Below are 15,520 nucleotides of genomic sequence, written 5' to 3'. Positions count from 1 at the left end.
TAAGGTCAGCCCTCGTACATTCCTCAACCTAAGCCCGTCGGGACGGCGTCCGCATTAGCCCCTATCAGGGCATGAGCGAACACCTCTAAGGTTGAGAAACGTCGGAAACAAGTGAACGTTAGATGAAAGATTTTTTCTTAGAATTGCTCAGGACTTATGTTATAAGATGAATATGGGTCAGAGTTATAAGAATCGTATTTGTTAAGAAAATATTATTATATTTTCAGAGGTGATGAATGATATGAAAAACTCAATACAAATAATGAAAGAAGCGATTGTTGATATACTTGGTAATAATATCTCAGCTATATACCTTTTTGGCTCTGTAGCATTGGGAGATTTTAAATCTGGATGGAGTGATATTGATATTTTATGCTTAACGAAATTCCCCATCGCAGATAAACAAGCAAATACATTAGTTTCATTAAGACAAAGTTTACTTGAAAAGGATCAGGAAAATCAATATTTTCGATTGTTTGAAGGTGGGATAATATCTTTGAATACCTTTATGAATGGGACTACAGAGACAGTTATTTATTGGGGTACAAGCGGACAACGAATTACTGACACATATCATTTTGACAGTTTCAGTATGTATGAGCTAATTTCAGACGGAGTGTTGTTGTATGGAAATGATATAAGAGCTAAATTGACAATGCCAACTTATGAGCAGCTTAAAGAGGATGTAGTTCGCCATTATGAAGCTATTCGGAAATATGCTGTAAATACTAGTAGGAGTATTTATTCGGTTGGCTGGCTATTGGATATTGCACGAGGAATATATACCTTACAAACAGGAAAAGTTATAGCAAAAACCAAAGCTGGAGAATGGGCGTTGGAAAAGCAAATATGTCCTATACCTGAAACTTTGAGCAAAGCTGTTCAAATTAGAAAAAATCCACAGGATTATTTAAATGATAATACTTTTTGGGATTGGACAGAAACACTTGGAGATGAAATTCAAAAGTTTGCAGATGTTATGGAAGATGAAATTAAGCTCGCCAAATGAGTATAGTTTTTAGTGAGAAGTGATATGAAAATAAAATTAATATGAATAAAATGATATGGAATAGTTTGTAAAAGCGAAGCTGTACCATATTTATCAGCGTTTTCATTTAGCAGATTGAAAACTGTAATTTCAACATTACCTAAACTTGTCTGTGTGTATGACGTACGTTCAAAAGAATTAAATTGGGTTTCTAAATTTGATATTTGTAAGATGATTGAATGGATTATGATCTTATCGTTTTTGATAATACAACTGACTGGTTTATAGCAATAACTCATGAAGATATTATTTTAGCATATGGCGGGTTTTTGAATTAAGTAATTTAAGGCAAATAACTAATTCTATAACAATGTTCTATATAAAGTTTTAAAATGGAAAACTGACAAAAAGACAAATATAAGAAAATGTGTAGCGTACAATAATTAAATCGAATTTTCCGGAATATTTATATTTAGACAGGTAGAGATGTCTATAACCCAGGGTATTCCTTATGGGTAATGTTATAGCACATCATCTAACAAAATATTTCCGTTCGCTACGCACATCTCTTCACCGGGTGCGAGCACCGTCTGCGAAGAGTCGTTTCAGAGACGTCAGAAATAAGGTACGTTAGACAACAATATACCCTACTGCATTGGTAGAATTCGAGAGACATGAATACTGTTATGTTAGGAGAGTGGAAATGAATTTGTTTGCTAAAGAACCATGGAAATCAAGATTACCAATCTATGATATCATTATTAATAACCTTGATGAGAATGGATGTCTTGCTGGTAATCATAATCTTCCAGATGAAAAAGAGTACGGAGATGACAAAGGTATTAAGTGGGCTCCAGGAGCACTTGATGGAGCTATGGGACAACAACATTCCGAAACGGATGATAAAGCACTATTTTTGAAATTAGACGTTGCTGCAAAAAGACTAAATGTGGACTTGAAAGAAGTCCACTGGAAGAGACTTATCAAAAAAGCAGGTGAAGTAGGTTGTTGGTACAATGTAATGGAACACTCTAATGAAACAAATATTGACAACATTTTGGAATTTGCTTTACATAACTTGCCTTTTGCAGAGAAGTGTATCGGCCCTGACACTTCAATGGGAATTGGCAAGGATTTTCTTATCTATAATAGCTTCAATTTTGTTCTTCAAGGATTGAAGAAGTTTCCCGGTAAAGGAAAACGTATATTGCTTTATGCAATGGATAGTCCTGTTATTAGTAATCGTAATGCATATCTCAATGTTTTTGAAGCTTGGGGCTACGATAATGTCGATGTTAGCTTGATTGAAAAGCTTGAAAAGCAAGTTGAAATTGGACCTTATGACAAGATGAAAGAAAGAATTAATAAATTCTTAGATAACAGATAGTTGAGATATTCCGGGTATATCGTCGTCTAACAATATATTTCCATTCGCTAGCACCTTCCTTCACCGGGTGCAAGCACCGCCAAGAAGAAAGGTTTCGAGGGTCCAGTTCAGAAACGTCGGAAATACGAGACGCTAAAAGAACATTACCTCACTCATTTCGGGGTATTTCTTTGAGGACAAAAAATTAATAATGATATAATTTAAGAGATATAAGGAGTAATGATGAGAATGGAAAAGTGGTCACGCGATATAAATTGTTATGAATTATCCAACAAATATTCGATAGTTAAAGCTAATCCAAAAGAATTTGCAATATATGAATCAATTTATGGGGATATAATATCAAATAGATTTGCAGTAAAACATTGGGATTTAAGGGTAGCGATAAGTTTAGATAATCCTTTTTCAAAAAATGCAAGCTATTATTGGATTAAAGATGATAAACGAAATATAGGTGGAGTGTTAATAGAACCAAATGTATTATCACGCTTATTTTTTATTCCACCGTTTACAAATACATATGAGATTATTAAATACTTGAAGAAATTATTACTTAAATGGTCAGATTGTAATAAGCACATATATGCTTACCAAATTCCCATTGAACAATCTAAGTATTTTGAAATGCTTGGGTTTTGGTCAGATAAAAATAGAAGATGGATGATGAGACCTACTGAAATTTATGATTTTAGATGGGATAGTAGCATAATTGAAAAAACTCCTAATTATAGTAATAATAAAGAAATTGCTGAACTTTTTTTTGAATGCTTTAATAATAATATTGATTATCATCATGCAACTAAACATGATGGACAGGTACTTAGCTATAAAGATTATTTAGATGAAGTAAATGAGTATTTTTATGAGTGTAAAGAAGACATATTGATTGAAGCATCTACCCTTATATATGATAAAACACACAATAAGCTGATTGGTGCTTGTCTTATATCATCTCTTGAAGAGTGGCCTTTAATTCATACTATTGGAGTTAACCCTGAATACAGAGGGAAACGTCTTGCAACTACAATGATAAAGAAGGCACTAACTGTATTAAAGAATCAATACCCTGTTTTACGATTATTTGTAACAATAGGTAATGTTGCAGAATCAGTATATTATGAGCTTGGATTCATTCCTGGTGTTGAATTCAAAAGATTATATATACCAGGAAATAAGTAATAAATTAGAATTTAAGCGTACACAGTTTGGAAGTAGACGAAAGGTTAATATTTATATTATATATAATGAGATAAATATACTTTAGTAGTAATTATTTGTGTGAATTGAAGTGAATAAGCATGACTAAAATCACTTGATGGGCTTTGAGCCTGATTGAGGTAACGTCTAATAACAAAATGATTCCATTCGCTAACGCACATTCCTTCACCGGGTGCAAGCACCGCTTAGAAGAAGAGATCTGAGGTCTGTTTCAGAAACGTCGGAAACAAGGTACGTTATATAACACTATTCCATAAATGAGTTTAGGGTATTGTCTAGGACCGTCTATATGTCAAATATATAGGGAGAAGAATGATGAGTAGTATAACACAGCAAATCATTAAAGATAATATTAATATGACTCAAGAAGGTTTTCAGTGGAGACCCAAAGGTAGAGTCGCTACTATATATTATGTAAAAAATAATGCAGTACTCCCCATTCTAGCTGAGATGTCAGGAAGTGAAAATTTTGATGTTCTCGTTTGGGGTGAAATTCAATATTTGAATAAAAGTTATGATGTAGTGCAAAATCAATATTTTTATCATAGTTTTAGAGAAAGACTTCAAATTCAGAGAGAACTAATAAATTGGCTTAAAGTTAGAGGATTGCGGCATGATATCAAGGAGATGGATAAGATGATTAATTGGGTAGAAAAAGATAATCAACTTATAATAGGAGATAGAGTAATCAGCTTTAAGGATACGATAGACTCACTAGAGGTAACTAATGAATTTATTATTGTACATCTTTTTAACAGGACTTGTAGTGGAGTAAACATGGCAGACCAGAAAGTAAATAATATATTTTGTTTGAATTACGTTGGTGAGATTGTATGGAACATTTTTGATATCATACAGAAAGAAGACGTTTGGGTATCAATGATGTTAGACTATAACTATAATGTTGTTTGTACTAGTTTTGCAGGAATACAATATACTATTGATCCCATGAAAAAAGAGGTACTACAAAAAGTAATTACAAAATAATTGGGTCTTTCTCTGGAGTAATATGGAATAGCATCATATAACAAAAGATTTGCATAAAGTTCGGGCAAGGGTCATAAAGCCTCATGGGGCATGCCCTCACACATTCCTCAACCTAAGTCCGTCGGAACACTCTGTACATTAGCCCTTAGCAGGGCATGAACACCTTCGCTCTAAGGTTGAGAAACGTCGCTAATCCGAAACGTTATATGTAATTGGCTTACTCATTTCGGGGTATTTCTATGGGGTCATTAATAAATATAAATAAATTTATTTTAAGGAGTTTTGTATGGATATTAATCTAATGGAAAAAATGCGATGCAATTTTCAGCGTAGAAATATTGAAGTTGAATTTTATGATGATATTAATGAATTGAAAGATAACATCTTAAATATAATACCTCTTTATTGTTCCGTGGGAATAGGAAATTCTGCAACTTTAAAGAAAATTGGTATAAGTGAAGACTTGGGAAGTAGAGGAAATATTGTTTATGATAAAACAAAAGCAAAAAATCAATCAGAAGTTACAGCTTTAAAGAAAAAATCACTATTATCTGATTGGTATATTTTAGGAAGCAATGCAATATCTGTAGATGGTCACATTGTTAATATTGATCATAGTGGAAATAGAGTGGCTGCCTTAATGTATGGTCCAGATAATGTTATAATTGTAGTTGGAAAAAATAAGATAACTAATACATTGGAACAAGCAATTTTTAGAACAAAAAATATAGCTTCACCCCAAAATGCTAAACGAGCAGGATATAATCCTCCATGTGTGAGATTGAAGAAATGTATTGATTGTAACTCAAGTGAAAGGGTATGCAATTATCTAGTTGTTATACAAGGACAATATGTATCTAATAGAATGAAAGTATTTATTGTAGATGAAGATTTAGGATTTTAATTTATAAGTAGATTTATATACATATGAATAGGAATAAGATTTGAGTAGTAGCTTCGAAGCTGAGTAAACCAACTACACATAACAATGTATTTCCATTCGTTTGGGTTGGGTATTCCTCTAGGGTAAACCCTCACACATTCCACCACCTAAGCGCGTCGCGACAGTCGTTGCATTAGCCCTTAATCAGGGCATGAGTAACTCCTTCTAAGGTGCTGGAACGTCGGAAATACTGAGACGTTAGATAACAGAGTGATATCATTTCAGAGAACTGCTATGGGGTCATCGATACACAGAGATTACTATGCTAATACATTTTAATATACAGAAACTTAAAAGTAGTAATAAAATACATATTTGTTTTGTGGAGGATGAAGATGCTATGTCAGAAAAAACATTTGGACAGAAGAAGTTAAATGAAATATATGTAGAGCGAGTTGGAGCATATGGCGTTGGCTTTGATGAAAACGGAAAAATACCTGTTGCTATGACACACCTTTATAATAGAAAAGAAGGGTACTTTTTACTTGGAGGTGGAATTGAAGGCGATGAAAAACACTCCGAATGTATAAAAAGAGAGTGTTTGGAAGAGGCTGGACTTAGTGTTACACCTAAAAATTTTGTTTGCAAGGGTGACTATTATCATTTTATTGAGCAAACCAAAACCAGTTTTCATGGGATAGGATACTTTTATTATATGGAAATTAATAAAGTTGTGTCAAAACCAACTGAACCGGACCATTTTCTTGTTTGGCTAACCATTGATGAAATAAGAGAAAAACTTTTTCTTCCCCATCAAATTTGGGCAGTTGAAGAAATTTATAAAACTTTCATGTTATGAACATAATACGTAATTACAAAAAAGTCGGTTATCGCCCATGTATATAATGTTAAGGTAAGTAGAAATCAGAGTTATGAATAGCAGTTTATTTAATATAGTGTTTAAAGAGGGCAATAGAGAGTGATATCACTCCATCATCTAACAAAGTGTTCACCGTTCATTGGGGCTAGCGTCAAGAAACCTCTTGGGAAATGCTCTTACACATTCCTTCACCGGCGCAAGTGCACTAAGGAGGAGGACTATGAGGTCCGGTTCAGGAACGTCGGGAACACAGAACGTTAGATGAAATAATCAGATTAGTCTTTGAGTATGCAAATCTGTAGGTAGAGGGAGGTCGTTATGGCAAAGGTGTTTAGTGATAGTAACGTAGAATATTTCCGTAAAGAACGAGAAATCCCTGAATATTGTTGGAGTTCAATTTCTAACATTAATGAAAGGGTTCAGTCGAAGAATTTAAAGTTCAACATAAGGATTCTGGAGCCAGGGAAGTACTCGTATCCTTATCATTCTCATAGAAACGCAGAAGAGATGTTAAAATCCTTGAAGGTGAAGCATTATTGAGAACACCTGAAGGAATACAAAGTGTTAAGGCAGGTGATGTGATTTTCTTTGAAATGGGTCCAGACGGAGCTCATCAATTGAAGAATAATGGCACTGAACCTTGCAAGTATGTCGATATTAGAACAGATTTAGGTATGGATGTTTGTGATTATCCTGATTCAGGTAAGGTTAACATTCTTCCTGATTTTGAGTTATATGAAACAGAGAACCAAGTAGACTATTTTCATGGAGAAGAGAAAATAAAGGACATCTGGTAACATTGAAGGTTGTCTAGTGCTTCCATTTGATTACATCATCTAACAATAATTATGTTTTTATAGGGCAGATGATACAGATATTTGATAGAATATGATTCAATTGAATTTTAAATGTTATAAAACCGGACAGATATAATCTGAATAAAGGAGGAAGTAACAAAATGAAAGCAGTCATATGTACGAAATACGGATCACCTGAAGTTCTTCAAATTAAAGAAGTTGAGAAACCGAAACCCAAAGATAATGAGGTTTTAATAAAAGTATATGCAACTACAGCACATATAGGCGATACCCGTATTAGAAGAGTTGATCCATTTTATGTAAGATTTATATTTGGTCTATTAAAACCAAACAAAAATTTAATACTTGGCATGGAAATATCCGGCATAATCGAATCTGTTGGTAAAGATGTAAGATCATTCAAAAAAGGTGATGAGGTATTTGCATTGACGGGGCTTGGTTTAGGAGGTTATGCTGAATACCGTTGTTTGCCTGAAAAAGTAAAAGAAGGAACTCAGGAAAGAAAAGGACTGGTTGCCTTAAAACCTGAGAATTTATCATACGGAGAAGCAGCAGCTATTCCGGCTGGAGGACTAACAGCGTTAAAAAACCTACAGAAAGCAAATATTAGGAAAGGCCAGAAGATATTGATAAATGGAGCATCGGGAAGTCTTGGAACATATGCTATACAACTGGCCAAATACTACGGAGCAGAGGTCACCGCTGTTTGTAGTGCAAAGAATTTCGAACTGGTAAAATCTATAGGAGCTGATAAAATAATTGATTACACGAAAGAAGATTTTACCAAAAAGCAAGATAAGTACGACATTATTTATGATGCCGTGATGAAGTCGAAACCTTCAAAATGCAGAAAAATATTAAAGGGAAACGGTGTTTTTCTAAACAACTCTCGTCTTCCTAAAATAAAAGAAGAAGATTTGTTATTCCTAAAAGACTTGATTGAAGGTAACAAACTAAAACCTGTTTTGGATAGGACATATTCCATTAATGAAATTGTTGAGGCTCATAGATATGTTGACAAGGGACATAAAAAAGGAAATGTTGTAATAAAAGTAAATAATGAATAATGACCGCCTAACAATATGTTTAGCGCAAGGGTGCCTAGGGTAAAGTTCTTGGGGGCGAGCCAGTCGGCACCACATTCCTTCGCTGGGTACGAGCACCTCCAAGACGGTATTCCTTTAGGGTCCAGTTCAGGAACGTCGCAAACACGAGACGTTAGCGGACATTTACCTACTCATATCAGAGAATTCCTATTGGGTCAGAATTACAAATATTCATCGATTAGAGGTGATGAGAAATGTATATAGTTACAAACGAATGGGGATACAATCTAGTTAGATTTATAATGTTAGCTGAAGAAGATATTTTAGAAAATAATAACTATACACCCTTAACAGGAAGTTTAATAGTTGTAAAGTATAAAGACAAATACATGATTGGTTTTAATAGGTACAGAAAGCAGTGGGAGATTCCAGGTGGAGCAATCGAAATAGGGGAAACAGCAAGAGAATGTGTAATTCGAGAGTTAGAAGAAGAGACTAGTCAAAAGATAGATGAAGTCGAGTTTATAGGTCTTGCAAAAATTTTTGATAATAATAAGAAAAAGATTAAATATCAGGCATTATTCTATAAGGAAATAGATAAGATAGCACCTTTTCAGGAAAATGCAGAGATGAAAGAAATAATGTTATGGAATTTGAAAGATGACATCGGTAGATTTGATGAGGTCGATAAATACATCATGCAATTTTGTGTTGATACCAGAAAAACAGGTAAAATGGTGAGTAGTCAAACATCCTCTAACAATACATTTGCACAAGGTTCAGGCGAGGGTCAAAAAGCCTAATAGGATATGCTCTCACACATTCATCAACCTAAGATAAGAGCTTTCTAAGGTTGAGAAATTGTCGCAAATTCGAGACGTTATGTGAAATCCTTTTATAACGAGTATCGAGTTAGTGTGAAATTTTTAGTTAGAAACTTAGGGAGATACAGCATGAAGAGATTCATTTTATATTCAATAATTATATTATATTTATGCTTTTTAATAGGTTGTAGTAGTAACGATTATATTAATGGTGAACCTGCAGAAGACTGGGATACTGGTAGTAGTGTTAGCTCAATGATTAATGAACTATATGATAATAAATCAAAAGACATTAGTACTTATTCTAGTGATTTGATAGCAATTAAAGTTAATATAAATGATTCACCAGAAGCTTCTTTTGTGATAAAAAGAACTGATAATAATCAATATGAATACTATATGGACTTAGATAAAATTAACTTTGAGTGGCAGGACAACAATCTAGAAGAATTGGTGATTAGTATTTTAGATAATTACCATGTTGATAGAATAGAAGTAACTAATAGTAGTATTAGATGTATGATATCTGAAGATGCACTTATTTATATTGTTGATGTAAAAGAGATTAAAGATCCTATCATTTTGGATGATAACTTCATAACACAAATTAAAGAAAATTGGTATCATTTCACATTCCCTTATGGCATTTAAATCTTGTTGAAGCAATGATTTACATGGAAAAACAAGTTACTAATTGCAGGGAGTTAATTTTTGCATGACTTCACATAACAAAATGTTTCCACAAGGTTCGGGTAGGATCATAATCTCATGGGTCGTATCTCCGTGAAGTTATATATTTAATGAATTAGGGGGGATTGGTAATGTTTCTTTCCACAAGACTAGATGTAGATGAAGTCTTCAAGTTATTTGATAGGATGGGGATAAAACAATCATGTGAAAATGCAAGTACAGCAATTATATAAGTAAATCTGGCAAGACCTCCTATTAAAAATCATCCAAGGACAAGTACAGAGCTAATATTAATGATAATAACTTATTTATCAAAACATAATGTTAAGTGTACTATTGCAGAGAGCGCAGATGGATACTTAGAACAAAATGTCAATGAAATTGGATTAAGAGAAATAGTCAAGAAATATAAGGTTAAGTTAATTGATTTAGACTTTGAAGAGGTGGAACCAATAACAGTTGGAGATGAGACTCATTACATACCCAAATGCTTCAATATGTATGATCTGAGAATAGCAATTCCAGTGGCTAGTAAGCGACTTAATGCCAAATACTCTAATAATGTGAAGTTATTTGTAGGTGCTGTGCCAAGGAAATTTTATCAAATAGGGAGATCAGTGACATGGAGACCAAGGATACATCTCGATTTACATAAGTCTGTTGCAAATATATATTCAGCAATTCAAAATTACTCACCATTTGATTTTTTCATCAATGGGGGATTATCAATGGATGAAGTGAAGGGTGAGTTTAATATACCTGAGATTTTAGTAGGTAATGATGGTATTGAACTAGATTTGTATGTATTAAAGAAATATTTTGATATTGAAATACCTGAATATTTAATGATACTGAGTACTTAAATAATAAATACTACTAGGGTCATGTATTGCTACATCATCTAACAAAACATTTGCGCAAGGTTTGGGCGGGGGTCATAAAGCCTAATGAGACATACCCTCACACATACCCCAACCTAATCGCAGTCGCGACAGTCGGCGCATTAACCCTTTGCAGGGCATGAGCACCTCCTTCTAAAGGGGAAAAGTCGCAAATCCGAAAAAAAACTCCAGTTCAAGTAATTGAAGATACGACTTTGGGTACATTGTTTTGAGATTTGACTATAGTCGATGCAAATTTTGATGGAAATTTAGATTTCTATTATATTGATAACAGAGGAAATGCCAATTATTATTGCAGATTTTGGATATGGGATATTCAAACTGAAAGTTTTGTTGAATCATATGAGCTAAATGAGCTTTCGATACCACAATTCTATGAAGAAACTAAAATAGTTAGTGCGTTTTGGAGAGACAGTGCAGTTTCCAGCGAAACGAGATACTATAAATATATAGACTCGAAACTTACTAGCATAAGATATTTTGATATCGGTTATCCATTTGAAAACGAATATGGGGAACATTTACATACTTTGAGAGTAGAAGACTTTATAGATGGAGAATTAGTAGAAGTATTCAATAAGGATACTTTAGTTACTGAAGAGTTTTCAGGAGAGATCTATGATGAATTTTTCAGATGGTGGGACTTGAATTACTATGGAGAATAGCATGATAGCTTATTGGAGAACTTTATCTAACAATGCATCTTCGCAAGGGTTCGCAGGGTATTCCCCTAGGTCAACCCTGCGATGGATTCCTAACGGGTCTGGCTCACCACATTCCTTCACCGGTGCAAGCACGCCAAGACGGTATTCATTTAGAGTCTGGTTCAGGAACGTCGCAGATGCGAAACGTTATGTAAAAGTGCATGTTAGGATCAAAAAACTTATATTATTACTATATAATATTTTAATGTTACGAGTTAAGGAGATTAAAATGAAAGAAATTAATATTAGAGAAATCAAAGCTACGGATTACAAGGATATTTATTTGTTAAATAAAGAATTCAACCCGAAATATAATTTGTATCATGAAGACAAAGTACAAAAACGGATTGAATTAATTCTGAGCAATACAAAAGATATAATTTTCGTTAGTGAGCTAAACGGTGAAGTAATAGGATATATTCATGGAAGTCCATATGAGTTGCTGTTCTCAGATTCTTTAATAAATATTTTAGGGTTTATTGTGAAAGAAAAGTATAGAAATAAGGGTATTGGCAGTATTTTGATTGATAGCCTTGAATGTTGGGCAAAAAGTAATAAGTTTTCTGGTATTAAACTTCTAACACACCCAAGTAGAATAGATGCACATAGGTTCTACGAACGACAGGGGTATATTTATACAAAAGACCAAAAGAATTATATTAAATCTTTTACGTAACTAATAAACTACATTTATAACTTAAGAGATTGGTTTTATGGTAACGACAGTTTCGGCATGCATCATCACATAACAAAGTGTTCACATTCATTCGGGCGAGTGTCAAAAAACCTCTTGGGTATTGCCCTCATACATTCCTTCACCGGCGCAAGCGCACCAAGGAGAAGGACTATGAGGTCCGGTTCAGGAACGTCTGGAACACAGAACGTTATAGGATATTAATTTATCCATTTTAGAGAAGAACTTTGGAGTAAATACATTATAATTAGTACAGGACATTAGAGATTAAAATTATTAGGTTAATTGCACAAAGGTGTGAAATAGGATTGACAGGGGAGAAGACTATGAATTATAGAGTAGTAGCAGATAGAAAAGCTGAAAAAAGAAAACCAGTTAAAGTTTTTCGTGGAGATATTATAACACCTATCGAAGAGTCTAATCCAGCAGGAGATTGGCCGAATTGGATATACTGTAATACTGGTTAGAATAGTGGATGGATTCCTAAACAAATTATAGATGAGAATGGTATTATGTTAGAAGATTATAATGCACACGAATTTGATGTAGTTATTGGTGACATTATTCAGGGTGAAAAAAATCTAAATGGTTGGGTATAGGGAGTCAAAAATAGCGATAAATCCATCCAAGGATGGGTACCATTGAATTGTTTGGAATTATTGCGATAGATAATTCAAGGTAGCAGTTATTGTAGATGAAAGATAAGGCGAAGTTGAAGGTAAGAAATATATTGCTTTTATGTTTGTCGAGTAAAAAACATATCTGATAAATGTGGCTTTAAATTCGAGATCAGATCAGTGTTACTATTATTTTATGTAGGTGAATTTTCTAATTATGTACACTGAGATAAAAATGATTTAACTTAGATTTTAAATGATAGAATGTGTATAGGCATTTAAAAAAGTGCTCATGCAGATTTGGAGAAATTAACAACATCCTATAAGAACATATTGTCGCAAGGATCGGGCGGGGTCATAAATCCTCTTGAGTTTTCCAAGAGGGATTCCTAATAGGTCATGCCCTCACACATTCCTCAACCTAAGCGCATCGCGACACTCGGCACATTAGTCACATGCGTGATATGAGCTCCTCCGCTCTAATGCTGAGTTACGTCGGCAACACGTAACGTTAGGCGAAAGATTTAATTACTATATACATAAATTTATATAAGTTTTTTAATGTAATTAAATAACAGGGGAATAATGAAAGGGACACAGAATAATGAAAAATAACTTGAATGCTACAATATTTTGCAAGATACGGATCGAGAGAATAAAAAATGTATTTATTGGTATATTGGTTTTATCAATAATTGTGTTATTTATAATACCTATAATAATTATTAGTCAATCAAAACAAAAAGTTACCTATGAAGGAAACTTATCTGAAAATCCATTACAACATATATATGATGCAAATGACTTTGGCTTAAATGTTAATGAGATGAAATTAACAACTGATGATGGGCTGAAGGTATGGGTATCAGAAGTTTTAACTCCTAATCCAAAGGGGATTATTATTTACTTAACAGGAATTAGACAACCATCAGTTACTTATTTCTATGGGCATTCTAAATGGATGAAAGATGAGGGTTATGCATCTATACTACTAGAAGTAAGAGGACATGGAAATAGTGAAGGGGAAGAGGTTTGTTTAGGTTATAAAGAGGTATTGGATACTAAAGCAGTAGTTGATTATATTAAAGGACAAGAAAAGTATGATAATCTACCAATTATTGTTCATGGAGTATCTATGGGCGGTGCTGTGGCAATTAATTCCTTTGGTTCGTTAAAAGATATAGATGGTCTTATTGCTATGTCTGCTTACTCAAGTTTTGAAGATGTGGTCTATGACACAATGATAGAATATAATATTCCATCTTTCATTTGTGAAATTGAGAAACTCATAACAAGTTTTTATCTCACATTAGTTTTTGGTGATGAGTTTAAAGATATGAGACCAATTAATCAAATAGGGAATATGGACAATAGACCGGCTCTTCTAATTGCATGTACTGGTGATTCTGAAGTACAAGCAGAGAATATGCATCGTTTGTTAAAAGTAGCATCAAGCAATTGTGAATGGTGGTTAAGAGATTCTTGGGAACACTTTATAATTAAAGATTGCGATTTCATCAATATGGAACAAGACAAAGAGTATTGTGATAGAATATTAGAATTTATATCAACGGTAACTCAACAGTAAGGTGAAAAATTAATTTGCACATATAGAATATGATTTAATAAGTTTAATGGTGTGTTGGGAATTTCCATTAATTTTATAGCCTAACAAAATATTTCCGTTCGCTGCACACATCGCTTCACCGGGTGTAAGCACCGCCAGGAAGAAGGGCTTTGCGGGTCAGATTCAGAGACGTTGGAATACAGAACGTTATACAAAATCGAAACCTAATCTCCTAGACACTAAAGGTGATATAGGGTAAAATTAAGAAAAGAAAAGGAAATGTGGTGATTAAGTGTTTAGAGAAGTAGATGTTAAGAAAGATAAATTGGACAACCGTAGACCACTTCCAGCAGGAACAGTTCAGAGTATTAGAGAGAAATTACTTCTTGATTGGACATACAATTCTAATGCTATTGAAGGTAATACTTTAACTCTTGTAGAGACTAAAGTTGTATTAGAGGGAGTTACTATAGGAGGAAAGACATTAAGAGAGCATCTTGAAGTTATAAATCATAAAGAAGCAATTTTGTATGTTGAAGATATCGTAAAGAAACGAGAAGAGTTTTCAGAGTGGCAAATTATAACGATTCACGGTCTAGTATTAAAAGGAATTAATGATGAATATGCTGGGAAGTATAGAGATCAAAATGTGATCATAGCTGGTGCCGTACATATACCACCAGATTTCCTAGTATTAAGTGAGTTAATGAGAGATTTTATAGTATGGTATCACTCAAATGAGGCAAAAGAATTACATCCTATCGCAAGAGCTACAAGAGTACATGGTGAATTCGTAAAGATTCATCCTTTTATAGATGGTAATGGGAGAACTGCTAGATTACTTCTTAATTTAGAACTTATGAAAGCAGGTTATCCACCAATTGTTATTAAAAACAAAAATAGAGTAGAGTATTATGAAGCATTTGATAAAGCTCATATAACAGGTAATTATGAGGATTTCGAGAACTTAATAAAAGATGAGGTTGAAAATAGCTTGGATTTATATTTAAGTTTGGTATAAATTATGGTTCCCAATTTATTGGGGACCTTAAATTATATTATGCCAAAATGTCGATTAAAAGATAAAAATGTAAGTTCGGTTTCGACTTCGTATAACAAAACATTTGCACAAGGTTCGGGCGAGGGTCATAAAGCTTCTTGGGATATGCCCTCAGATATTCTCCAACCTAAGCGCGTCGCGACAGTCGGCACATTAGCCACGATCGTGGCATGAGTACCTCCTTCTAAAGGTTGGGAAACATCGCAAATCCGGAACGTTATAAGAAATTACCTCACTCATTTCGGGGTATTCCTT

At 33.7% G+C, this 15,520-nt stretch carries 17 protein-coding genes; all 17 read left to right on the top strand.

Features of this window, described 5'->3' with window-relative positions:
* The first annotated feature begins 241 nt into the window (after window positions 1-241).
* Entirely contained in the window at window positions 242-1,009 is a 768-nt protein-coding gene (locus C1Y58_RS13010) for a nucleotidyltransferase domain-containing protein (RefSeq protein ID WP_105616473.1), read from the top strand.
* 682 nt (window positions 1,010-1,691) lie between these two features.
* On the top strand, window positions 1,692-2,375 hold the full coding sequence (locus tag C1Y58_RS13005) for a hypothetical protein (protein WP_105616472.1): 684 nt from the start codon (window positions 1,692-1,694) through the stop codon (window positions 2,373-2,375).
* Between the two features lie 228 nt (window positions 2,376-2,603).
* Complete coding sequence (locus C1Y58_RS13000) at window positions 2,604-3,554, top strand: GNAT family N-acetyltransferase (RefSeq protein WP_157950083.1); 951 nt, start codon at window positions 2,604-2,606, stop codon at window positions 3,552-3,554.
* Between the two features lie 354 nt (window positions 3,555-3,908).
* Window positions 3,909-4,580, top strand: coding sequence for a DUF7957 family protein (locus C1Y58_RS12995; protein WP_105616470.1), 672 nt, complete (start codon window positions 3,909-3,911; stop codon window positions 4,578-4,580).
* Window positions 4,581-4,866: 286 nt separating this feature from the next.
* On the top strand, window positions 4,867-5,484 hold the full coding sequence (locus C1Y58_RS12990) for a lactate utilization protein (RefSeq protein WP_105616469.1): 618 nt from the start codon (window positions 4,867-4,869) through the stop codon (window positions 5,482-5,484).
* Between the two features lie 379 nt (window positions 5,485-5,863).
* Entirely contained in the window at window positions 5,864-6,322 is a 459-nt protein-coding gene (locus tag C1Y58_RS12985; RefSeq protein ID WP_157950082.1) for an NUDIX domain-containing protein, read from the top strand.
* A 339-nt stretch (window positions 6,323-6,661) separates the two neighbouring features.
* Window positions 6,662-6,883, top strand: coding sequence for a cupin domain-containing protein (locus tag C1Y58_RS12980; protein WP_105616467.1), 222 nt, complete (start codon window positions 6,662-6,664; stop codon window positions 6,881-6,883).
* Window positions 6,880-7,140, top strand: coding sequence for a cupin domain-containing protein (locus C1Y58_RS12975; protein ID WP_105616466.1), 261 nt, complete (start codon window positions 6,880-6,882; stop codon window positions 7,138-7,140). Before C1Y58_RS12980 ends, C1Y58_RS12975 begins: the two co-directional genes overlap by 4 nt.
* Before the next feature lie 161 nt (window positions 7,141-7,301).
* The gene (locus C1Y58_RS12970; protein ID WP_105616465.1) at window positions 7,302-8,228 is read left to right on the top strand and encodes an NAD(P)-dependent alcohol dehydrogenase; all 927 of its coding nucleotides are present in this window, start codon (window positions 7,302-7,304) and stop codon (window positions 8,226-8,228) included.
* A gap of 233 nt (window positions 8,229-8,461) precedes the next feature.
* Entirely contained in the window at window positions 8,462-9,010 is a 549-nt protein-coding gene (locus tag C1Y58_RS12965; protein WP_105616464.1) for an NUDIX domain-containing protein, read from the top strand.
* Window positions 9,011-9,160: 150 nt separating this feature from the next.
* Window positions 9,161-9,682 carry a hypothetical protein gene (locus C1Y58_RS12960; protein ID WP_105616463.1) on the top strand — a complete coding sequence of 174 codons (522 nt, stop codon included), beginning with the start codon at window positions 9,161-9,163 and terminating at the stop codon, window positions 9,680-9,682.
* A gap of 278 nt (window positions 9,683-9,960) precedes the next feature.
* Complete coding sequence (locus C1Y58_RS12955; protein WP_330404427.1) at window positions 9,961-10,584, top strand: DUF362 domain-containing protein; 624 nt, start codon at window positions 9,961-9,963, stop codon at window positions 10,582-10,584.
* A gap of 254 nt (window positions 10,585-10,838) precedes the next feature.
* Window positions 10,839-11,288, top strand: coding sequence for an XAC2610-related protein (locus tag C1Y58_RS12950; protein ID WP_105616461.1), 450 nt, complete (start codon window positions 10,839-10,841; stop codon window positions 11,286-11,288).
* A 268-nt stretch (window positions 11,289-11,556) separates the two neighbouring features.
* A complete protein-coding gene (locus C1Y58_RS12945; protein ID WP_105616503.1) occupies window positions 11,557-12,003 on the top strand; it encodes a GNAT family N-acetyltransferase in 447 nt (148 codons plus the stop codon).
* Between the two features lie 344 nt (window positions 12,004-12,347).
* Entirely contained in the window at window positions 12,348-12,488 is a 141-nt protein-coding gene (locus C1Y58_RS26455) for a hypothetical protein (protein WP_157950081.1), read from the top strand.
* 754 nt (window positions 12,489-13,242) lie between these two features.
* Window positions 13,243-14,226 (top strand): alpha/beta hydrolase, encoded by a 984-nt coding sequence (locus tag C1Y58_RS12940; protein WP_105616460.1) that lies wholly within the window; start codon window positions 13,243-13,245, stop codon window positions 14,224-14,226.
* A gap of 271 nt (window positions 14,227-14,497) precedes the next feature.
* The gene (locus tag C1Y58_RS12935) at window positions 14,498-15,226 is read left to right on the top strand and encodes a Fic family protein (protein WP_105616459.1); all 729 of its coding nucleotides are present in this window, start codon (window positions 14,498-14,500) and stop codon (window positions 15,224-15,226) included.
* Window positions 15,227-15,520 lie beyond the last annotated feature (294 nt).

Source organism: Vallitalea okinawensis (genome assembly GCF_002964605.1).
Classification (GTDB): domain Bacteria; phylum Bacillota; class Clostridia; order Lachnospirales; family PQDH01; genus Vallitalea_A; species Vallitalea_A okinawensis.
This window is presented reverse-complemented; position numbering and strand designations above follow the sequence as displayed.

Coding starts and splice junctions, on each gene's coding strand:
- C1Y58_RS13010 (WP_105616473.1), top strand. CDS start 242: ATGAAAAACTCAATACAAATAATGAAAGAAGCGATTGTTGATATACTT.
- C1Y58_RS13005 (WP_105616472.1), top strand. CDS start 1,692: ATGAATTTGTTTGCTAAAGAACCATGGAAATCAAGATTACCAATCTAT.
- C1Y58_RS13000 (WP_157950083.1), top strand. CDS start 2,604: ATGGAAAAGTGGTCACGCGATATAAATTGTTATGAATTATCCAACAAA.
- C1Y58_RS12995 (WP_105616470.1), top strand. CDS start 3,909: ATGAGTAGTATAACACAGCAAATCATTAAAGATAATATTAATATGACT.
- C1Y58_RS12990 (WP_105616469.1), top strand. CDS start 4,867: ATGGATATTAATCTAATGGAAAAAATGCGATGCAATTTTCAGCGTAGA.
- C1Y58_RS12985 (WP_157950082.1), top strand. CDS start 5,864: ATGTCAGAAAAAACATTTGGACAGAAGAAGTTAAATGAAATATATGTA.
- C1Y58_RS12980 (WP_105616467.1), top strand. CDS start 6,662: ATGGCAAAGGTGTTTAGTGATAGTAACGTAGAATATTTCCGTAAAGAA.
- C1Y58_RS12970 (WP_105616465.1), top strand. CDS start 7,302: ATGAAAGCAGTCATATGTACGAAATACGGATCACCTGAAGTTCTTCAA.
- C1Y58_RS12965 (WP_105616464.1), top strand. CDS start 8,462: ATGTATATAGTTACAAACGAATGGGGATACAATCTAGTTAGATTTATA.
- C1Y58_RS12960 (WP_105616463.1), top strand. CDS start 9,161: ATGAAGAGATTCATTTTATATTCAATAATTATATTATATTTATGCTTT.
- C1Y58_RS12945 (WP_105616503.1), top strand. CDS start 11,557: ATGAAAGAAATTAATATTAGAGAAATCAAAGCTACGGATTACAAGGAT.
- C1Y58_RS26455 (WP_157950081.1), top strand. CDS start 12,348: ATGAATTATAGAGTAGTAGCAGATAGAAAAGCTGAAAAAAGAAAACCA.
- C1Y58_RS12940 (WP_105616460.1), top strand. CDS start 13,243: ATGAAAAATAACTTGAATGCTACAATATTTTGCAAGATACGGATCGAG.